Here is a 20,233-nt window from a genome sequence, read left to right as displayed (position 1 = left end):
GCCCCGACATGGTGTTCACCATGACCACGACCTCGCCCCAGGGGCGCACCGAACTGCTGAGGCCGGACGGGAGCCCCGTCCGAGTGCTTGTGGTGGACGACGAGCTGTCGATCACCGAGCTGCTGTCCATGGCCCTGCGCTATGAGGGATGGCAGATTCGCAGCGCGGGAGACGGCCAGGGTGCCGTGCAGACCGCGCGGGAGTTCCGGCCCGACGCCGTCGTTCTCGACATGATGCTTCCCGACATGGACGGACTGGCCGTCCTCGGGCGGCTTCGGCGTGAGCTGCCGGACGTGCCGGTGCTGTTCCTGACCGCGAAGGACGCGGTCGAGGACCGTATCGCCGGGCTCACCGCCGGTGGCGACGACTACGTCACCAAGCCGTTCAGCCTCGAAGAGGTCGTGGCCCGGCTGCGCGGCCTCATCCGCCGCTCCGGCGCGGCCGACCGCCGTTCCGACTCCGTGCTGGTCGTCGGTGACCTGACCCTCGACGAGGACAGCCACGAGGTGTCCCGGGCCGGGGAGAACATCCACCTCACCGCGACCGAGTTCGAACTCCTGCGGTTCCTGATGCGCAATCCGCGGCGTGTGCTCAGCAAGGCACAGATCCTCGACCGGGTGTGGTCGTACGACTTCGGCGGCCAGGCCAATGTCGTCGAGCTCTACATCTCCTACCTGCGGCGGAAGATCGACGCGGGACGTGAACCGATGATCCACACCCGGCGCGGCGCCGGCTACCTGATCAAGCCCGCCGCCTGATGAGTGGGCGACGACGGCCGCGGGCGCAGAAGCGAGCAGGGCGAGCAGGCAAGCCGCGCACGCTGCGGACGCGGCTCGTCGTCGCGTCGGTGGTGCTGATCGCCGTGGTCTGCTCGGTGATCGGCACCGTGACGACACTGGCGCTCCGGTCGCATCTGTACGACCAGCTGGACGGCAAGCTGCGTGAGACGGCCGGACGCGCGGTGGGCATCGGCAAGGGCAGGGACCAACCGCCTCCCGGCACCGGAGACGCCACGAAGATCCCGCCCGTCTCGAACACCGAGATCCCCGCGAGTGCCAAGGCGGCGAAGCTGGTCGGACAGGCGCCGACACAGCCCGACACCATCGCCGCGTACGTGCAGAACGGCAAAATCGTCAGTGCCGCCGTCGCCCAGCAGAAGAAGGACAGCAACGGCGTCTTCAAAGGCATGACCACGGGCAACCTCAACGCGGCGCAGAAGGCGGCCCTCGCCGCAGTGTCCAAGGACGAGAACGCCCACACCGTGGACATCCCCGGCCTCGGTGAGTACCGCGTCCAGTACGTCACGAACAGGGACAGCGGGGAGTCCTATTACGTCGCCCTCCCCACCGACGACGTCAACAGCACCATCAACACCCTGATCCTCGTGGAGATCAGCGTCACCGCCGCCGGCCTCGGCGCGGCCGTCATCGCCGGTTACGTCCTCGTCGGTCTCGCCACCCGCCCCCTGCGCAAGGTCGCCAACACCGCCACCCGGGTCTCCGAACTGCCTCTCCACACCGGTGAGGTCAACCTGAGCGAGCGGGTCCCCGAGTCGGAGTGCGACCCGCACACCGAGGTCGGCCAGGTCGGCTCCGCGCTGAACAGGATGCTGGACCACGTCCATGGCGCCCTGCACGCACGGCAGCAGAGCGAGATGCGGGTGCGTCAGTTCGTGGCCGACGCCAGTCACGAGCTCAGAACACCGCTCGCCTCCATCCGCGGGTACGCCGAGCTCACCCGACGCGGCAGAGAACAGGTCGGCCCCGACACCCGGCACGCTCTGGGCCGTATCGAGTCCGAGGCGGGCCGGATGACGCTGCTCGTGGAGGACCTCCTGCTGCTCGCGCGCCTGGACGCCGGGCGGCCGCTCCAGTTCGAGCAGACCGACCTCATCCCGCTCGTCGTGGACACCATCAGTGACGCCCGCGCGGCCGGCATGGACCACAACTGGCGCCTCGACCTGCCCGACGAACCCGCCCTGGTCTCCGGCGACGCGGCCCGCCTCCAGCAGGTGCTCATCAACCTGCTCGGCAACGCCCGCAAACACACCCCGGAGGGGACCACCGTCACCGCACGGGTGCAGCGGCGCGGTCCCTGGATGTGCGTGGACGTGGAGGACAACGGCCAGGGCATCCCGTCCGGGCTGCTCCCGCACGTCTTCGAACGGTTCGCGCGCGGTGACTCCTCGCGCTCCCGTGCCTCCGGCTCGACCGGGCTCGGCCTCGCCATCGTGCAGGCCGTCGCGACCGCGCACGGCGGCGCGGTGACCGTCGACAGCATGCCCGGGCGCACGGTGTTCACCGTGCACCTGCCCGCGGTCGGCCCCGTGGCCCCCCGTCCGGCGCCCGGAACGAACTGGCAATCGCACTCACAGGCACAGCACAGCGCCGCCATATGGGTGCAACAGGGGGCTTGACCAGAGTCGTTCCCATGCGAACCGACTCTTCTCCCGGCACCCTGCCGGCGCGGGAGCACCTCCCGGCCGGCGACGCCGGTACGCCTGTCCTGGACGTAGTGATCCCCGTCTACAACGAGGAGAAGGACCTCCAGCCGTGTGTGCTGAGACTGCACGAGCACCTCAAGCGCACGTTCCCGTACGCGTTCCGCATCACCATCGCGGACAACGCGTCGACGGACACCACTCCCCTGGTGTCGCGGGGGCTGGAGGCGGAGATACCGGAGGTCAGGGCCTTCCGGCTGGACCAGAAGGGCCGCGGCCGGGCGCTGCGGACCGTCTGGTCCGCCTCGGACGCCCCGGTCCTCGCCTACATGGACGTGGACCTGTCCACCGACCTCAACGCCCTGCTGCCGCTGGTGGCCCCGCTGATCTCGGGCCACTCCGACCTGGCGATCGGCTCCCGGCTCACCCGCAGCTCCCGGGTCGTGCGCGGCCCCAAGCGGGAGTTCATCAGCCGCGCCTACAACCTCATCCTGCGCGGCTCGCTCCAGGCCCGCTTCTCCGACGCGCAGTGCGGCTTCAAGGCCATCCGGCGTGACGTAGCGCAGGTCCTGCTGCCGCTCGTCGAGGACACCGGCTGGTTCTTCGACACCGAGATGCTGGTCATCGCCGAGCGCGCGGGACTCCGTATCCACGAAGTGCCCGTCGACTGGGTCGACGACCCCGACTCCACCGTCCACATCGTCAAGACGGCGACCGAGGACCTGAAGGGGGTGTGGCGGGTGGGCAAGGCCCTGGCGGGCGGATCGCTGCCGCTGGACCGGATCACCCGGCCGTTCGGCGACGACCCGCGCGACCGCGATATCCAGGACGTGCCGAAGGGGCTGGCCCGCCAGCTCGTCGGGTTCTGTGTCGTCGGCGGTCTGTCGACCCTCTTCTACCTGCTGCTCTACAGCGGCTTCCGCCAGTTCGGCGGCTCCCAGATCGCCAACGCGCTGGCCCTGCTGGTCTCCGCGGTCGCCAACACCGCCGCCAACCGGCGCCTGACCTTCGGGGTGCGCGGGCGGGGCGGCGCCGTCCGGCACCAGGCGCAGGGCCTGGTCGTCTTCGGTATCGGTCTCGCGCTGACCAGCGGCTCCCTCGCCGCGCTCAACGCGGCCAGCAGCGACCCCGCGCACTCCACCGAGCTGGCGGTGCTGATCGCCGCCAACCTCGCGGCGACCGTGCTGCGCTTCCTGCTCTTCCGGGCCTGGGTCTTCCCCGACCGCGGTGACGACCAGCCCCGGTCCACGGTGGTCACCACCCACGCCCCGTCCTCGCCGGCCTACGCCGCTCAGCAGGTCCCGCAGCAGCAGATCCCGCAGCAACTCCCGCAGCAGCCCTACGCGCCGCTGCCCCAGCGCCCGACGGTGAACCGGTACGCCACGACGCCGTACACCCCGCCGTCCCCGTACAGCCCGCCGTCCCCGTACGACACGACCGAGTTCCGCGCCGGTGAAGCCGCGGAGCAGCGCTCCTGGAAGGACGCCACCGTGCAGTTGCAGCCGGTGCGCCCGACCGACACCGACCCGAGGAACTCCTGATGACCACGCAGACCGACCACCCGACCCAGCAGGGTTCCGGGTGGGGTCCGGCGGCGACGGCCCCCGAGGCGCCGGTCGCTCCCCCGGCCCCCGAATCCGGTGAACCCCAGCAGCCCTTCGTGCGCAGACTGTGGCGCGGCCGCCCCGAGGACCCCCGCTGGGCGCGCCCGGCCTTCCTCGGCCTGCTGGCCGCGACCCTCCTGCTCTACCTGTACGACCTGAGCTCCTCCGGCTACGCCAACTCCTTCTACTCGGCGGCGGTCCAGGCCGGCAGCCAGTCCTGGAAGGCGTTCTTCTTCGGCTCGCTGGACGCGGGCAACGCCATCACCGTCGACAAGCCCCCGGCCTCGCTGTGGCCGATGGAGCTGTCGGTGCGGATCTTCGGCCTGAACTCCTGGGCGATCCTCGCCCCCGAGGTCCTCATGGGCGTCGGCACGGTCGCCGTCGTCTACGCCTCCGTGCGCCGCCGGTTCAGCCCCGCGGCCGGTCTGATCGCGGGCGCCGTGCTCGCGCTCACCCCCGTCGCGGCGCTGATGTTCCGGTTCAACAACCCCGACGCCATGCTGGCCCTCCTGATGGCCGTGGCCTGCTACTTGGTGGTCCGCGCCCTGGAGGACGGCCGGACGAAGTGGCTGCTGTGGGCCGGTGCCGCGATCGGCTTCGCGTTCCTCGCCAAGACCCTCCAGGCCTTCCTGATCCTGCCGCCGCTGGCGATCGTCTACGCCGTCTGCGCGCCGGTCTCCGTCAGGAAGCGGCTCGGTCAACTGGCCGTGGCCACCCTCGCGTTGGTCATCTCCGGCGGCTGGTGGGTCGCGATCGTCGAGCTGTGGCCGGCCTCTTCGCGCCCCTACATCGGCGGCTCCCAGAACAACTCCTTCCTTGAACTGACCTTCGGCTACAACGGCTTCGGCCGCCTCAGCGGCGACGAGACCGGCTCGGTCGGCGGCGGGGGTGGCGCAGGCGGTACCGGGCAGTGGGGCGCGACCGGCTGGGACCGGATGTTCAACTCCGAGATCGGTGGCCAGATCTCCTGGCTGCTGCCGGCCGCGCTGATCCTGCTGGTCGCCGGTCTGGTGGCTACCCGCAGGCTCAGCCGCACGTCGGTGACCCGCGGTTCGTTCCTGGTCTGGGGCGGCTCACTGCTGATGACCATGGTCGTCTTCAGCTACATGGCGGGCATCTTCCACCAGTACTACACAGTGGCCCTCGCCCCCTACCTGGCGGCCGTGATCGGCATGGGCGCGGGCATCCTGTGGGAGAAGCGCGCCGAACTGTGGGCGTCGATCACCCTCGCGGCCTCGGTCGTGGCGGCGGCGGCCTGGAGCTACGTCCTGCTCAACCGCACCTCCGACTACCTGCCCTGGCTGAAGTACCTGGTCCTGATCGGGGGCCTGGTCGCCGCGCTCGGCCTGATCTTCGCGGGCCGCGTCACCCGTCAACTCGCCCTCGCGGCGGCCTCCCTGGGCCTGGTGGCCTCCCTGGCGGGCCCGACGGCGTACACGATCAGCACCCTCCAGGAGGGCCACAGCGGTTCCATCGTGACGGCGGGCCCGGCGGGCGCGTCCATGATGGGCGGCGGCGGTCCGGGCGGTGGCGGCGGTGGCCGGGGCGGCTTCGGCGGCGCCATGCCCGGCCGGAACGGCCAGAACGGCCAGAACGGCCAGCAGGGTCAGCAGGGCCAGAACCAGCAGAACGGCAACGGCACCCCGCAGGGCGGCGGCACGGGCGGCTTCCCCGGCGGGGGCATGCCCGGCCAGAACCAGCAGAACGGCAACGGCGGCACCCAGGGTCAGCAGGGCGGCCCCGGCGGTCAGACGGCTGACGGCGGCGGCATGGCCGGGGGCGGCGGCGGTGGCGTCGGCGGTCTGCTGAACGGCGCGAGCGTCACCTCCGAGGCCAAGAAGCTGCTGGAGACCGACGCGTCGAAGTACACCTGGGCCGCGGCGGCCATCGGCGCCCAGAACGCGGCGAGTTACCAGCTCTCCACCGGCGACCCGGTGATGGCGATCGGCGGCTTCAACGGCACCGACCCGTCCCCGACACTGGCCCAGTTCAAGGAGTACGTGGCGGACGGGAGGATCCACTACTTCATCTCCAGCGGCTCAGGCGGCGGCATGGGCGGCAGCAGCAGTGGTACGTCCTCGCAGATCACCTCGTGGGTCGAGGCCAACTTCAAGAAGGTCACGGTCGGTTCGGCCACCTTCTACGACCTCACCCAGAAGACGAGCGGCTGACGGTTCTCCCACGAGAAGGGCGGTGACTCCGGTCGCCGCCCTTCTCGTCGTACGGCGGGAAAGTGTGTTGTACGCCGTATAAGAGTTGCTCTACGGTGTACAACATGACCGCTCCCGCCCCCGTCACCGTCTCCCAGGGCCATCCCCAGCGCTGGCTGATACTCGGCGTCATCTGTCTCGCGCAGCTCACCGTGCTGCTCGACAACACGATCCTGAACGTGGCGATCCCCTCGCTCACCCGCGAACTGGGCGCCGCCACCTCCGACATCCAGTGGATGATCAACGCGTACTCGCTGGTGCAGTCGGGGCTCCTGCTCACCGCGGGCAGCGCGGCCGACCGCTACGGCCGCAAGAAGATGCTGGCGGCGGGACTGGTGCTGTTCGGGGTCGGGTCGCTGGTCGCGGGTCTCGCCGACTCCACCGCCCAGCTGATCGCGGCACGGGCCGGGATGGGCGTGGGCGGCGCGCTGCTGATGACCACCACCCTCGCCGTGGCCATGCAGATCTTCGCGCCCGAGGAGCAGCCGAAGGCGATCGGCATCTGGGCGGCGGTGAACTCCCTGGGCTTCGCGACCGGGCCCCTCCTCGGCGGCTTCATGCTGAACCACTTCTGGTGGGGCGCGATCTTCCTGATCAACCTGCCGGTCGCCGCGCTCGCGCTGGTCGCGGTGGTCATCCTGGTCCCCGAGTCGAAGGCTGTGGCTTTCCGGGGGACCACCCCCGGACCTCCGGAGCGCGGCGACCGCCCCGATCTGCTCGGCGCCCTGCTGTCCACGATCGGCATGGCCTCCCTGGTCTTCGCGATCATCTCCGGCCCCGAGCACGGATGGACGTCCGGCCGGGTGCTGGCCCCGGCGGCCGTGGCGGTCGTGGTCCTCGCCGGGTTCGCGTTCTGGGAGAGCCGGATCCCCCATCCCATGCTCGACATGCACTTCTTCCGCGACCGCCGGTTCACGGGAGCGGTGGCGGGGGCGGTCCTGATCACCTTCGGCATGGGCGGATCGCTCTTCCTGCTCACCCAGCACATGCAGTTCGTCCTCGGCTACGGCCCCCTGGAGGCGGGGCTGCGGACGGCACCGCTCGCGCTGATGATCGTGGCCCTCAACTTCACCGGCGTGGCGGCGAAGTGGTCGGCGAGGCTCGGGACACCGCTCTCCATCGGCCTGGGCATGGCGGTGATGGCCGCGGGCCTCCTCTCCATCGCCACACTCACCGACCACGGGTATCCCGGCACGCTGCTGGGGCTGGTGCTGATCGGCGCGGGGGCGGCGGTCGCCAGTCCCGCGATGGCGCACGCGATCATGAGCGCGATCCCGCCGGAGAAGGCCGGGGTCGGCGCGGGGATCAACGGCACGGTGGCGGAGTTCGGGCAGGGGCTGGGGGTCGCGGTGCTGGGCGCGGTGCTCAACGCGCGGTTCGCCGCGGGGATTTCCGTGGCGGCGGTGTCCCTGCCGGGGGCCTTGGCGGAGGCGGGGTCGGCGTCGGAGAGGGGACGGATCACCGACGCGTTCGCCTCCGGCCTGGAGAGCAGTCAGATGGTGGGGGCGGTGGCCGTGTTGCTGGGCGGGGTGATTGCGGGGGTGTTGTTGCGGCGGGCTGAGCGAGGGGAAAGTCGCCTGAGGGGGTGAGGGCTTCTCGCCCGACGGCGGGTGCGGGTTCATCGTGGCCGGTCGCGCAGTTCCCGCGCCCCTATGGGGCCTAGCATCTTTGGTCAGTGAACGGATGTTTCGGGAAGGTGCGCAATGGCTGACGCAGGTCAGAAGGCCCCAGGTCGGACCAGTGTCTGGCTGGAAGGCAAGGTGCGCCGGGCTGGGCGTGGGCAGCCCTCGGGGCTGGACCGGGACCGGATCACCGAGGTCACCGTCCGTCTCCTGGACGCCGAGGGGCTGGCCAAGTTCTCGATGCGGCGGCTGGCCGCTGAGCTGAACGTGACCGCGATGTCCGTCTACTGGTACGTCGACACCAAGGACGACCTCCTCGAACTCGCCCTGGACGCGGTCTTCGGCGAGCCGGAACTGCCGGACCCCGACGCCGACGAGGACTGGCGGGACCAACTGCGCACGGTGGCCGGGGAGTACCGGAGACTCCTGGTCCGGCACCCCTGGGTCTCACCGCTGGCCGGCACCTTCCTCAACATCGGCCCCAACTCCCTGGCCCTGTCCCGGACCGTGCACCGGGTCGTCCGCAAGACCGGCCTGCCCGCACACGGCATCACCGGCGCGATCTCCGCCGTCTTCCAGTTCGTCTACGGCTTCGGCACCATCGAGGGCCACTTCATCACCCGCTCCGCTCAGGCCGGTATGACCCAGGAGGCCTACTTCCGCCACGCCATGACCACCGCCGGCCGGGCCCCCGGTGCCGCCGAGATGCTCAAGGAGAACGAGGAGATCATGACGGCGAGGGGCGGCGACACGGTGGAGGAGATGCGGGACAGGGACTTCGCGTTCGCCCTGGAGCTCCTGGTCAAGGGAATCGAGGCGATGGTCGAACCCACGTAGGGACGCCACCCCAGGGGCGCGGGCAACTGCGCGACCAGCCACAACGAACGGGCAGCCGCCGACGAACGGGCAGCCGCCGACGAACCGACAGCCGCCGACGAACCGGCAGCCGGCGACGAACGGGCAGCCCCCACCCTCTAGGCGTCCGGCGGCGAAGCCAACCTCGCCGGGAAACCACCGGTCGCCACCGGCCCCCACCGCACCGGAGTGACCCGGATGATCGACTTCCCCTGCCGCTCCATCGCCGAACGGTACTCGTCCCAGTCAGGATGCTCCCCGGAGATGTTCCGGAAGTACTCCACGAGCGGCTCCACGGACTCCGGCGAGTCGATGACCTCCGCGGTCCCGTCCACCTGGACCCACGGCCCGTCCCACTCGTCGCTCAGCACGATCACGCTGACCCGCGCATCCCGCTTCGCGTTCCGCGTCTTCGCCCGCTCGGGGTACGTCGACACGACGATCCGCCCCGAGTCGTCCACCCCGCAGGTCAACGGCGAGGCCTGCGGGGACCCGTCCGCCCGCCGCGTCAGCAGGATCGCCCGGTGCCGGGGCCGTACGAAGTCCAGCAGCTCCGCCAGGGAGACGGACTTGTTCGTCGCAATGTTCGGTGCCATGGAATCAGCCTAGTTGGAGCGCCACGGCGTGCCAGTGAACCGTGTCCCGGCCGAGCCGGTCCGCACCCTCGGCCACGGTCCGCAGCAACCTCAGCCCCGCCTCCACCCCATGCCGGACGACCTCTTCCGGAGGGATGTCGAACATGAGCCGGTCCGCGGGCGGCTTCCCGCGCCGCAGGGTGATCAGCAGGAGCCCGCCGGGCGCGAGCAGCTCGGCCAGGCGCCCCATCGCGACGGACCGCTCCTCCGGCCGCAGATGCATCCACACCGCGGACAGCAGCACGACGTCGTACGGCCCCCGCACGCCCGGTATCTCCGGCAACGCGCCCGCCCGCCAGGTCACTCCACTGCCGGGATGCAGCCGCTCGGCCACTCGGCGCAACTCCGCCACCGGCTCCACCGCGTCGACGGTGTACCCGCGCGCGGCCAGCGCCGCCGCGTCCCGCCCGGTCCCGGCGCCGACGTCCAGCACCCGCGCGGGCGCCTCCGGCAGCAGATCCAGCAGCGCCCCGTGCACGGCCTCGAACGAGACGCTCTCGTACATCCTCCCCAGCCGCTCCGCCGACTCGGCGTAGTAGCCCTGCACCCCCGTGGTCCGCTCCATACCCCGAACCGTACGACCCGCCACTGACAACGCCCTCAGGCCTGCGGCAGCGAATCCCCCTGCACCGCCTGGACGTCGAGCTCGACCTTCAGCGTCGTACCGATCGCGGCGATCCCCGCCTGCACGACCTGGTTGTAGTTCATGGCGAAGTCCTCCCGCCGCAGCTGGGTCGTCGCCCGGAAGGCCGCGCGGGTCCCACCCCAGGGATCGGCGCCCGTGCCCAGATAGGCGAGGTCCAGGTCCACCGGCCGTACGACACCCCGCATCGTCAGCTCCCCACGGACCGTCCAGCGATCCGTGCCGGCCACCGTCAGCCCCGTCGACCGGTAGGTGATCTCGGGGTACCGCTCCACGTCCAGGAAGTCCGCCGACCTCAGGTGCTCGTCCCGCATCGCGTTCCCCGTGTCGATGGAGGCGGCCCGGATCACCGCCTCCACCCGGGACTTGGTCACGTCGTCCGGGGCGACCTCGATGGCCGCCGTGAAGTCGGTGAAACGGCCGTGCACGCTGGAGATGCCCAGGTGCTGGGCGACCGCGCCCACACTCGAGTGCGCCGGGTCGACGGTCCAGGGCCCCGGCGGCGGGAGTTCCGCCCCGCCGATGCGGGCCAGCGTGACCGTGCCGACCTCGGCCCGGCCGCTGGCGGTGACGATCGCGCTGGAGGCGGCGGGCGCGTAGCCGACGGCCGTGACGATGACGGTGTACGGTCCCGGCTCCAGCGGATCGGCGTCCCGTACGGCGCCCTCCGCGTCCGCCTCCGCGCGCAGCACCTGCGTGCCGGTCATGTCGGTCACCGTGACGACCGCGTGCGACACGGCCCAGCCGTCCCGGGTCCGGATCCTCGCGCTCAGTCCCATTTCACGTAACTCCTCGAAGAAGACCGGCCCGTGGCGGGGCGCGCACCTCCGCTCGGAGCGCGCTCCCTGCCACGGGCCGGAGCGGGTGAACTACTCGCCGGGGTGGGCGAGTTCGATGTCGTGGCCGTCGACGCCGGGGCCGTTCACCGTCAGGGCCGTCGCCTGCGGCGGGTAGCCCGTCGCGATGACCGTGTACTCGCCGCCGTCCAGGTCGGTGAAGGCGTACGCCCCATCCGTCCCGGTGGTGGCGGTGCCGACCACGTTGCCGGCCGCGTCCACGAGGGTGACCCGCGCGTCGGCCAGCGGACCGTGCGGCGCCCGGACGACACCCTGGAGGCGGGCGCCCGAGTCGAGGTCGACCTCGATCCGGGTGACGCCGGTGCCGCCGACCTCGACGGGCAGGGCGCGCGGCCGGAACCCGGCGGCGTTGACCGCGACGGTCACCGCACCCGGCACCAGCTCGCCGAAGGCGAACTCGCCCTGCTCACCGGTGGTTCCGGTGGCCAGCAGATCGCCCCGCACATCGGTGACGATCACCATGGCGTCCTTGACGGGCTCCCCGTTCTGCGCGGCCCGCACGAGCCCGTTCAGCCCGCTGGTGCCGCTGAGGAGGACGTCGTAGGCGACCGGCTCGCCGTTCACCAGCACCGTGGAGGCCTGCGGCTGGAAGCCGTCCGCGGAGGCGATCAGGACGTACGACCCGACGCTCGGCGCCTCGACGGCGTAGGAACCGTCGGCCTGGGTGACCGACCGGCCCAGCTGCCGTCCCGCGAGCGAGATCAGGGTGACCGCGGCCTGCGGGACCGGCTCGCTCTCGTTGCCGCGGACGAAGCCGCGGACCGGGATGCCGCCGGAGCCCTCCCCGGACGCCTCCGGACGGGCGAGCGTGGCCACGGCGGACAACCGCTGCGTGCCGTCGGGGGAGGTCTCGGTGTCGGAGGTGGTCGTGGCCCAGCTCGGGGTGTGCCCGGCAGCCGGAGCCTCAGACGTTTCCGCGGGTGCCTCGGCCGTTTCCGCGGGCGCCTCGGCCGGCGACTCGTCCGCCGCGGCCTGTGCCAGCGCGCCCTTGGTCCGCAGCGGGACCTCCTTGATGAACAGGGTGATCAGGAACGCGACGGCCGCGAGGACACCGGCGATCAGGAACACGTCGGCGATGCCGTGGCCGTAGGCGCTCTCCATGAGGGTGCGCACCGGGACCGGCAGCTTGTTCATGTCCGGGATGCTGTCGGTGGAGGAGCCGGAACCGGACAGCGCGGCCTGGTACTTGGGGTCGAGGGCGGCGACGCCGTCCGAGACGTAGTGCGTGATCCGGTGAGCCATGACCGCGCCGAGCGCGGAGACGCCGACCGCACCACCGAGGGAACGGAAGAAGGTCACCGTGGAGCTGGCGGCGCCGAGGTCACTCGGTTCGACCTGGTTCTGCGTGCACAGCACCAGGTTCTGCATCATCATGCCGATGCCCAGACCCAGCAGGGCCATGAAGATCGACATCTTCCAGTACGCCGTGTCGTACCGGATGGTCCCGAGCAGGCCGAGGCCCGCCGTCACCAGCACGCCACCGCTGACCAGCCACGCCTTCCAGCGTCCGGTGCGGGTGATGAACTGCCCCGAGACGGTCGAGGAGATGAACAGTCCGCCGATCATCGGGATGGTCATCACACCCGACATCGTCGGGGACTTGTCGCGGGCCAGCTGGAAGTACTGGCTGAAGAAGACCGTGCCGGTGAACATCGCGACACCGACGAACAGCGAGGCCAGCGACGCGAGCGTGATGGTGCGGTTCCTGAAGAGGCGCAGCGGGATGATCGGCTCGGTCGCCTTGGACTCGATCAGCACGAACAGCAGACCGAGCACGATCGAACCGCCGACCATCGTGTACGTCTGCCACGACACCCAGTCGTACTTGTCACCGGCGAAGGTGACCCAGACGAGCAGCAGCGAGACGGCGGCGGCGACGAAGGTGGCGCCGGCCCAGTCGACCTTGACGTCCCGCTTCACGGTGGGCAGGTGCAGGGTCTTCTGCAGCACGATCAGCGCGATGACGGCGAAGGGGACGCCGACGTAGAAGCACCAGCGCCAGCCGAGCCACGAGGTGTCGGTGATGACACCGCCGAGCAGCGGGCCGCCGACGGTGGCCACGGCGAAGGTCGCGCCGAGGTAGCCGGAGTAACGGCCGCGCTCACGCGGGGAGATCATCGCCGCCATGACGATCTGCGCGAGGGCGGACAGACCGCCGACGCCGACGCCCTGGACGACACGGCAGGCGATGAGCATGCCGGAGTTGTGCGACAGACCTGCCGCCGCGGAGCCCAGGACGTAGATGACCAGGGCTATCTGGACGAGCGCCTTCTTGCTGTACAGGTCCGCGAGCTTGCCCCACAGGGGAGTGGTCGCCGTCATCGCCAGCAGCGAGGCGGTGACGACCCAGGTGTAGGCGGACTGGCCGCCGCCGAGGTCGCTGATGATGTGCGGGAGCGCGTTGGTGACGATCGTGGACGACAGGATCGCCACGAACATGCCGAGCAGCAGGCCGGAGATGGCCTCCATGATCTGCCGGTGCGTCATCGGGGCGTACTCGGCGGAGCCTCCCCCGTGCTTGGCGTGAGCCCGCACACCGGTCGGTGTGGTCGTAGCCATGTGCTTCCTTCTCTTACTGGGTGATCGCGGGTGTACGGGTGGTCTGTTCGAGTACGAGGGGTGCGGGCGGCCGGGGCTCGGGGCCGTGGGCGCGGGTGTCGTCGAAGCTCGCCCGCAGGCGGGCCATCAGCGCGGTCAGCTGGGCCACTTCGGCGTCGCTCCAGTCGCTCATCCGCTCGGCGAGCATCTGGCAGGTCCGCCGGGACAGCTGGTCGAGGAGCGACCGGCCGGCCGGGGTCAGACGCAGGATGCGGGAGCGCTTGTCCGCCGGGTCGGGGGAGCGCTCGATCCAGCCGCGCTCGGCGACGTGCGCGACGTGGCGGCTGGTGACCGACATGTCCACGGCGAGCAGCTCGGAGAGCTTGCTCATGCGCATGTCCCCGTAGCGCCCGAGCAGGGTCAGCACGGCGGCGGAACCGGAGGGGCACTCGGACGGCATCATCCGCCCTATCTCCCTCTTCACGGCTCCGAAGGCGCTGAACTGGCGGATCAGCTCCTCGTATCGCGTCTGCTCGGCCATCACACCTCCCGTATTCGTTGCTTAGGGCAACCATAGGCGTGCTTGGTTGCTACAGGCAAATAAAAACGGGTGGGTGCGTCATAAAAACTTGGCAAAGGCAAGTATTGCGAACGTAAACCTGCATGTGGGCGCCTGTGCTACCCCTGTGAGCCCCGCACTTGGGCCCGGCAGCCGGATTCGCTAGGGTCTCTGGGCATGGCTGAGAACCAGGTCCCCCAGGGTAACCACGACCCCGCCGGCAGCACCCAGATGTTCCGCGCGTTCGTCGACGAGGGCCCGCAGGGCCGACAGCAGACCGCGCCCGCCGCCACCTCCGGCGGCCCGCGCATCGGCCTCATCATCGGCGTGGTGGTCGCCGTGGCGATCGTCGCGGCGGTGGCTTGGCTGGCGCTGAAGTAACGCCCGCGGGTGCGGTGAGCGCAGATGCGTCGGGGCCGGGGCCGGGACGGCCCGGCCCCTGGCCGCCGTACAGGTCTGCCGTTCCGGTAGCCCTGCGCGCCGCCCAGCCCCAACGGACCGACGGCGTCGCAGGATGGCGCAGACCGCCCGCAACCCCCTAGGGGCGCGGGGAACTGCGCGACCGCCCCAACGGACCCGCCGCCAGACGACGTCCCAGGGTGGCGACCGCCCGTCATGGCGCAGGCCGCCTGCAACCCCCTAGGGGCGCGGGGAACTGCGCGCCCAGCCCCAACGGGCCGGTGCGCGCCCTCTGTGACCTAACCCGGCACGACCGTAGGCGCCCGGTTCAGGCACAGCGCAAGCTGCCCGCGGGGAACTGCGCGCCCAGCCCCAACGGACCGGTGCGCGCCCTGTGACCTGACCCGGCACGACCGTTAGGCGCCCGGTTCAAGCACAGCGCAGCGCCCCGCAGGGGTCAGTCCGAGATGAGCCCTTCCCGCAGCTGTGCCAGCGTGCGGGTCAGCAGGCGTGAGACGTGCATCTGGGAGATGCCGACCTCCTCGCCGATCTGTGACTGGGTCATGTTGGCGAAGAAGCGCAGCATGATGATCTGGCGCTCACGGGGCGGGAGTTTGGCCAGCAGCGGCTTCAGGGACTCCCGGTACTCGACGCCCTCCAGAGCCGTGTCCTCGTAGCCGAGGCGGTCCGCGAGGGAGCCCTCGCCGCCGTCGTCCTCGGGGGCCGGGGAGTCGAGCGAGGAGGCCGTGTACGCGTTGCCGACCGCGAGGCCGTCGACGACGTCCTCCTCGGACACGCCCAGCACGGAGGCGAGTTCGGCGACCGTCGGAGAGCGGTCCAGCTTCTGGGAGAGGTCGTCGCTGGCCTTGGTGAGGGCCAGCCGCAACTCCTGCAGGCGGCGCGGGACGCGCACCGACCACGACGTGTCGCGGAAGAACCGCTTGATCTCACCGACGACGGTCGGCATGGCGAACGTCGGGAACTCCACGCCGCGTTCGCAGTCGAAGCGGTCGATCGCCTTGATCAGGCCGATGGTGCCGACCTGGACGATGTCCTCCATCGGCTCGTTGCGCGAGCGGAAACGGGCCGCCGCGTAGCGCACCAGCGGGAGGTTGAGCTCGATGAGGGTGTCCCGGACGTACGCGCGCTCGGGGCTGTTCTCGTCGAGTGCGGCGAGCCGCAGGAAGAGGGAGCGGGACAGGGTGCGGGTGTCGATGGCTCCGGACACCGTCGGGGGAGCCGGGAGCGCCGGGGCCGGCGCGGCCTCGACGGCCGTGACGTCGTCGAGTGTGGGCTCAGCCTCGCTCTTGGTGAGCATAAGCACCTTCGAGCTGCCCTGATCTGCGGACATGCCACCCCCTTTGGGTCGCGGGACGGTCGCGGCGAACGCCCCGTGGTGGAACGTCAGCCTTCACCTGAATACCGGAGCCGAAGCCTCGGCAAACGCGCTTCCGGCAGAATGTCACATGTCGGCAACACGCTGTAGTGACATGTCGACATGTGAGACCCGAATACGCCCTGGATAAAGGGGGTCTGACGGTCTTTCGGCCCAGAAGTGCCGGGAACGGCGCCGGTGAGCGATTCGCTCGCGCCGGTTACCTCTCGATACTGCTTGCGAACTGCGGTGTTCCGGAACGTGCGACCGTGCGCCCCTTATGCATCCGCTATCCGCCGAAGGCTATGCGTCGATCCGATTGGCGGATCGCAGCCGCTGGAAGCTACGCGCGAGTAGCCTCGAAACGTGCATCTGTGAGACGCCGAGTTCCGCGCTGATTTGCGACTGGGTGAGATTGCTGTAGTAGCGCAGAAGAAGGATTCTTTGCTCCCGCTCGGGGAGTTGGACCAGTAGATGGCGGACCAGGTCGCGGTGTTCCACGCCGTCCAGCGCCGGGTCCTCGTAGCCGAGCCGGTCGAGCAGGCCGGGCAGTCCGTCACCCTCCTGGGCCGCCTCGAGCGAGGTGGCGTGGTACGACCGCCCGGCCTCGATGCAGGACAGCACCTCGTCCTCGGTGATGCGCAGCCGCTCGGCGATCTCGGCGGTCGTCGGGGTGCGTCCGAAGGCGGTCGTCAGGTCCTCCGTCGCACCGTTGACCTGCACCCACAGCTCGTGCAGCCGGCGCGGTACGTGGACGGTGCGGACGTTGTCGCGGAAGTACCGCTTGATCTCGCCGACGACGGTCGGCATCGCGAAGGTCGGGAACTGCACGCCCCGGTCGGGGTCGAAGCGGTCGATGGCGTTGATGAGCCCGATGGTGCCGACCTGGATCACGTCCTCCATCGGCTCGCTGCGGGAGCGGAAGCGGGCGGCCGCGTAGCGCACGAGCGGGAGGTTGGCCTCGATGAGCGCCGTCCGCACCCGGTTGTGCTCCGGCGTGCCCGGCTGGAGCTCCTTCAACTGGCCGAAGAGCACCTGGGTGAGCGCCCGGGTGTCGGCGCCGCGACTGCGTGGGGCGGCCTCTTGGGGGACCTCCTGGGGAGGCGCGGTACTGGCCGCCACGGTCAACGCCACCTCTTCGTTGGTCAACTCTCCGTCAAAAGCGGTCATAGCATCACAAGACATGTGCACTGTGTGCAAGCACCGTATAACGTTGGGTTAGGCCGTGTTGAGGGGCAATGTGGGGTGAAAGACGCAGAAAAGCCTCCCGGCGTTCCCGGCAGGAGGCTTCGGAGCGCTCGGGCTCAGTACGCGTAGTCCGCGATCACCCAGGTGGCGAACTCCTTCCACAGCGCCACGCCCGCCTGGTGCTCCGGGTGCTCGACGTACGTCCGCAACGCGGCCGCGTCCTCGAATCCGGAGTTGATGGCGAAGTCGTAGGCGATGGGGCGGTCGCTGAGGTTCCAGCCCAGCTCCCAGAAGCGGATCTCGGGGATCTTCCCGTCCAGCGCGCGGAAGGCCTCGACGCCCGCGAGGACGCGCGGGTCGTCGCGCTGGACACCCTCGTCGAGCTTGAAGAGGACGAGATGGCGGATCATGGGCGCTCCCTCGGGTCTGTCAGTGGGCCCCGTCGGCCAGCCAGGTGAAGAAGTCGCCCACGGCCTTGGCGGCGTCCGATATGCCCTGGAACCCTATCTCCACGTAGCCGGCGGCCGTTTTCGGGTCCGTGATGATCACGTACAGCACGAAGACCACGAGCAAATAGACGGCGATCTTCTTTCCGTTCACCGCCACCGCGGCCTCCCCCGCTTCTGGTGCCTCTGTTCCTTCTGGGGCGCGAGTGTAACCGGGTGATCCAGTACGCACGAAGGGCCCCGTCTCTCGACGAGGCCCTTCTCAAGCGGTAGCGGAGGGATTTGAACCCTCGGTGACTTGCGCCACACTCGCTTTCGAGGCGAGCTCCTTCGGCCGCTCGGACACGCTACCGAGGGAGACCTTACAGCAAGGTGGGGCGTGCCTTGAAATCGGTATTCAGCGGTCCCGGAAGAACTCCGTGAGGAGTCCGGCGCACTCCTCCGCGAGGACGCCGCCGACCACTTCGGGGCGGTGGTTGAGGCGCCGGTCGCGGACGACGTCCCAGAGCGAACCGGCCGCGCCGGCCTTCTCGTCCCGGGCGCCGTAGACGACCCGGTCCACCCGGGACTGGACGATCGCGCCCGCGCACATCGTGCAGGGCTCCAGTGTGACGACGAGCGTGCAGCCGGTCAGCCGCCACTCGCCGAGCTCCGCCGCCGCCCGCCTGATCGCGAGGACCTCCGCGTGCGCGGTCGGGTCGCCGCCCGCCTCGCGTTCGTTGTGGCCGGCCGCGAGCACGGTCGTACCGTCCGGGGACAGTACGACGGCGCCCACCGGCACGTCGGCGCCCGCCCTGCCGGCCTCTTCCAGGGCGAGCCGCATCGCGGCCCGCCAGCGGTCGCGTACCGGGTCGGGGGTGCCCTCGTTCTCGGTCCCTGCGGTCAGCGGACGGTCTCCAGTACCTCCGAGGCGCCCAGGGCGTCGGCGATCTCGGTGAGGGCGTCCTCCGACAGGGCCTTCAGCTCCTTCTCGCTGACGCCCAGGTCGTCGAGGACCTGCGGGTCGCCGACCGGGCCGTGCGGCACGGCCTCTCCGGAGCCGCCCGCCTCGGCGGTGCCGTCGTCGTCCGCCTCCTCGTCCTCACCGTCCTCGGTGCCGTCGAGGTCGAGGGCGTCGAGGTCGGGGTCGTCGTCAGGCTCCCTTCCGAGCAGTTCGGCGGTGAGCAGGATCTCGCCGTACGAGCTGCGGGCGGCGGCGGCGGCGTCCGAGACGTAGATACGAGGGTCTTCCTCGCCGTCGATGCGGACGACGCCGAACCAGGCGTCCTCCTGCTCGATCAGCACGAGCACCGTGTCGTCCTCGGCCGCGGCTTCCCGGGCGAGGTCGGCCAGATCCGACAGCGTCTCCACATTGTCGAGGAGCTCTGTGTCGCTCGCTTCCCACCCGTCTTCGGTGCGCGCGAGCAGTGCGGCGAAGTACACCGTGACTCTCCCACTGGTCATAGGCGTGCCGGTTGGGGGTCCCCCCGGCGGAGGTTCGGGCGGGGAAGCTCGGCTCCGAGCCCCACCCACTCGGAATCGTGGCAGAAACAAGGCGTTCAGGGGACGTCTTCGGCACCCTGTGTCCGGTGGTTTTGATCGCACGTGCGTCGGCACGTCGGTGAAGACTCACCGGCGCACTCGTCGCCGCCACGAGCGGGATCGTACGCGGCTTTCCCAAGGACCCACGCACGGCCACCTGTTCGGCGCACCTCCAGTGCGCCGCCAGGCGTCCGGGCCACGTGATCTTCCTTACCAGCGGAACGTCCGCATGCGCATCGCGTGCCGCAGACGGGCCACCTTCGCGCGGCGTGGCTGCACCCGGTCGCGCAGTTCCCGGGCTTCGGCGAGATCGCGCAGGAACTGCGCGCGCCGGCGCCGGCGCTCGGCGTCGGTCTCCTGTGACGACGGTTCGTGCTCAGGCAGGTCAGGCATCGGTTCACCACCCCAGTCCGTCCCTCCCACTTTCCCCCGGTCGGGCGGTTTGACGCCAGCGCGAGGGGTTCGATGGACCCGGCTACTGTGTGGACATGCGTCTCCACGTCGTCGACCACCCTCTGGTCGCCCACAAACTCACCACGCTGCGCGACCAGCGCACCGACTCCGCGACCTTCCGTCGTCTCGCCGACGAGCTGGTCACCCTGCTCGCCTACGAAGCCACGCGCGACGTGCGCACCGAGGCGGTCGACATCCGTACCCCGGTCGCCCCCACGACCGGTGTGAAGCTGTCGTATCCCCGCCCGCTGGTGGTGCCGATCCTCCGTGCCGGGCTCGGCATGCTGGACGGCATGGTCCGGCTGCTGCCGTCCGCCGAGGTGGGGTTCCTCGGCATGATCCGCGACGAGGAGACGCTGCAGGCCACCACGTACGCCGCGCGCATGCCGGAGGACCTCTCCGGGCGGCAGGTGTACGTCCTCGACCCGATGCTCGCGACCGGCGGCACCCTGGTGGCGGCGATCCGTGAGCTGATCAGGCGCGGCGCGGACGACGTGACGGCGGTGGTCCTGCTGGCCGCGCCGGAGGGCGTGGAGATCATGGAGCGCGAGCTGGCGGGCACACCGGTCACGGTGGTCACGGCGGCGGTCGACGACCACCTCAACGAACACGGGTACATCGTGCCGGGTCTGGGTGACGCGGGGGACCGCCTGTACGGCGCGGCCGAGTAGTCACGTATTGCCTGCGGGGTGGGTGGGGGCGGGCGTATTTGCGCAGTTCCCCGCGCCCCTGGTGCCTGCGGCGGCCTGGTTCGGCTTCGGTGGGGGCTTGTGCAGCGCGTTGGGTTCGGTGGGTGGGTCGGGGCCGGGGTGGGGGGTGTCCGTCCTCGGTCCGGCGGCTCGGCTGCTTCAGAGGGGCTCGGTGACGGACGCCGGCCGCTGCGGGCGG

20 protein-coding genes and 1 tRNA gene are annotated in these 20,233 nt (G+C 70.5%); 8 read left to right on the top strand and 13 right to left on the bottom strand.

The features are described 5' to 3' along the window. The first annotated feature begins 20 nt into the window (after positions 1 to 20). The 6 genes from ABZT02_RS26035 (at position 21) to ABZT02_RS26010 (ending at position 8,713) form a co-directional block, all read left to right on the top strand. On the top strand, positions 21 to 758 hold the full coding sequence (locus ABZT02_RS26035; RefSeq protein WP_356021283.1) for a response regulator transcription factor: 738 nt from the start codon (positions 21 to 23) through the stop codon (positions 756 to 758). After that, a complete protein-coding gene (locus ABZT02_RS26030) occupies positions 758 to 2,416 on the top strand; it encodes a HAMP domain-containing sensor histidine kinase (protein WP_356021280.1) in 1,659 nt (552 codons plus the stop codon). The genes ABZT02_RS26035 and ABZT02_RS26030 overlap by 1 nt, the downstream gene beginning before the upstream one ends. Before the next feature lie 14 nt (positions 2,417 to 2,430). Further along, complete coding sequence (locus tag ABZT02_RS26025; RefSeq protein ID WP_356021278.1) at positions 2,431 to 3,981, top strand: bifunctional glycosyltransferase family 2/GtrA family protein; 1,551 nt, start codon at positions 2,431 to 2,433, stop codon at positions 3,979 to 3,981. Further along, positions 3,981 to 6,215 (top strand): glycosyltransferase family 39 protein, encoded by a 2,235-nt coding sequence (locus ABZT02_RS26020; protein WP_356021276.1) that lies wholly within the window; start codon positions 3,981 to 3,983, stop codon positions 6,213 to 6,215. The genes ABZT02_RS26025 and ABZT02_RS26020 overlap by 1 nt, the downstream gene beginning before the upstream one ends. Before the next feature lie 104 nt (positions 6,216 to 6,319). Next, positions 6,320 to 7,843 (top strand): MFS transporter, encoded by a 1,524-nt coding sequence (locus tag ABZT02_RS26015; RefSeq protein WP_356021274.1) that lies wholly within the window; start codon positions 6,320 to 6,322, stop codon positions 7,841 to 7,843. A gap of 114 nt (positions 7,844 to 7,957) precedes the next feature. Then, positions 7,958 to 8,713 (top strand): TetR/AcrR family transcriptional regulator, encoded by a 756-nt coding sequence (locus ABZT02_RS26010; RefSeq protein ID WP_356021271.1) that lies wholly within the window; start codon positions 7,958 to 7,960, stop codon positions 8,711 to 8,713. A gap of 137 nt (positions 8,714 to 8,850) precedes the next feature. On the opposite strand, the gene ABZT02_RS26005 is transcribed toward ABZT02_RS26010, so the two are convergent. The 5 genes from ABZT02_RS26005 to ABZT02_RS25985 form a co-directional block, all read right to left on the bottom strand. Continuing rightward, the gene (locus ABZT02_RS26005) at positions 8,851 to 9,327 is read right to left on the bottom strand and encodes a PPOX class F420-dependent oxidoreductase (protein WP_356021269.1); all 477 of its coding nucleotides are present in this window, start codon (positions 9,325 to 9,327) and stop codon (positions 8,851 to 8,853) included. A 4-nt stretch (positions 9,328 to 9,331) separates the two neighbouring features. After that, positions 9,332 to 9,931, bottom strand: coding sequence for a class I SAM-dependent methyltransferase (locus ABZT02_RS26000; RefSeq protein WP_356021267.1), 600 nt, complete (start codon positions 9,929 to 9,931; stop codon positions 9,332 to 9,334). A gap of 35 nt (positions 9,932 to 9,966) precedes the next feature. Further along, entirely contained in the window at positions 9,967 to 10,788 is an 822-nt protein-coding gene (locus ABZT02_RS25995) for a YceI family protein (RefSeq protein ID WP_356021265.1), read from the bottom strand. 90 nt (positions 10,789 to 10,878) lie between these two features. Next, on the bottom strand, positions 10,879 to 13,425 hold the full coding sequence (locus ABZT02_RS25990; protein ID WP_356021263.1) for an MFS transporter: 2,547 nt from the start codon (positions 13,423 to 13,425) through the stop codon (positions 10,879 to 10,881). Positions 13,426 to 13,438: 13 nt separating this feature from the next. Further along, the gene (locus tag ABZT02_RS25985) at positions 13,439 to 13,945 is read right to left on the bottom strand and encodes a MarR family transcriptional regulator (RefSeq protein WP_356021261.1); all 507 of its coding nucleotides are present in this window, start codon (positions 13,943 to 13,945) and stop codon (positions 13,439 to 13,441) included. A 195-nt stretch (positions 13,946 to 14,140) separates the two neighbouring features. Between ABZT02_RS25985 and ABZT02_RS25980 the strand changes: the two genes are divergently transcribed. Continuing rightward, positions 14,141 to 14,344, top strand: a complete 204-nt coding sequence (locus tag ABZT02_RS25980) for a hypothetical protein (RefSeq protein ID WP_356021258.1) — start codon at positions 14,141 to 14,143, stop codon at positions 14,342 to 14,344. A 475-nt stretch (positions 14,345 to 14,819) separates the two neighbouring features. Here ABZT02_RS25980 and ABZT02_RS25975 read toward each other — a convergent pair whose 3' ends face one another. The 8 genes from ABZT02_RS25975 to ABZT02_RS25940 all read right to left on the bottom strand — a co-directional run bounded on the left by ABZT02_RS25975 (position 14,820) and on the right by ABZT02_RS25940 (position 19,285). Beyond that, on the bottom strand, positions 14,820 to 15,713 hold the full coding sequence (locus tag ABZT02_RS25975; protein WP_356021256.1) for an RNA polymerase sigma factor SigF: 894 nt from the start codon (positions 15,711 to 15,713) through the stop codon (positions 14,820 to 14,822). A gap of 327 nt (positions 15,714 to 16,040) precedes the next feature. Then, on the bottom strand, positions 16,041 to 16,907 hold the full coding sequence (locus tag ABZT02_RS25970) for an RNA polymerase sigma factor SigF (RefSeq protein ID WP_356021253.1): 867 nt from the start codon (positions 16,905 to 16,907) through the stop codon (positions 16,041 to 16,043). A gap of 134 nt (positions 16,908 to 17,041) precedes the next feature. Then, complete coding sequence (locus tag ABZT02_RS25965; protein ID WP_356021251.1) at positions 17,042 to 17,335, bottom strand: Dabb family protein; 294 nt, start codon at positions 17,333 to 17,335, stop codon at positions 17,042 to 17,044. A gap of 19 nt (positions 17,336 to 17,354) precedes the next feature. Beyond that, a complete protein-coding gene (locus ABZT02_RS25960; protein WP_356021249.1) occupies positions 17,355 to 17,531 on the bottom strand; it encodes a hypothetical protein in 177 nt (58 codons plus the stop codon). Between the two features lie 107 nt (positions 17,532 to 17,638). After that, positions 17,639 to 17,723: transfer RNA gene (locus ABZT02_RS25955), tRNA-Ser, on the bottom strand. Positions 17,724 to 17,768: 45 nt separating this feature from the next. Further along, a complete protein-coding gene (gene tadA / locus ABZT02_RS25950) occupies positions 17,769 to 18,194 on the bottom strand; it encodes a tRNA adenosine(34) deaminase TadA (RefSeq protein WP_356021247.1) in 426 nt (141 codons plus the stop codon). Positions 18,195 to 18,253: 59 nt separating this feature from the next. Next, entirely contained in the window at positions 18,254 to 18,793 is a 540-nt protein-coding gene (locus tag ABZT02_RS25945) for a hypothetical protein (RefSeq protein WP_356021658.1), read from the bottom strand. Between the two features lie 309 nt (positions 18,794 to 19,102). Continuing rightward, on the bottom strand, positions 19,103 to 19,285 hold the full coding sequence (locus ABZT02_RS25940) for a hypothetical protein (RefSeq protein ID WP_007383124.1): 183 nt from the start codon (positions 19,283 to 19,285) through the stop codon (positions 19,103 to 19,105). 95 nt (positions 19,286 to 19,380) lie between these two features. Here ABZT02_RS25940 and upp point away from each other — a divergent pair, with 95 nt between their 5' ends. Next, positions 19,381 to 20,016: a uracil phosphoribosyltransferase gene (gene upp / locus ABZT02_RS25935; protein WP_356021244.1), complete on the top strand. Its 636-nt coding sequence runs from the start codon at positions 19,381 to 19,383 to the stop codon at positions 20,014 to 20,016. The last annotated feature ends 217 nt before the right edge of the window (positions 20,017 to 20,233 follow it).

Source organism: Streptomyces sp. NPDC005402 (assembly GCF_040606575.1).
Taxonomy (GTDB): domain Bacteria; phylum Actinomycetota; class Actinomycetes; order Streptomycetales; family Streptomycetaceae; genus Streptomyces.
The sequence above is the reverse complement of the archived record's forward strand: the minus strand, read 5'-3'. Positions and strand labels throughout refer to the sequence as shown.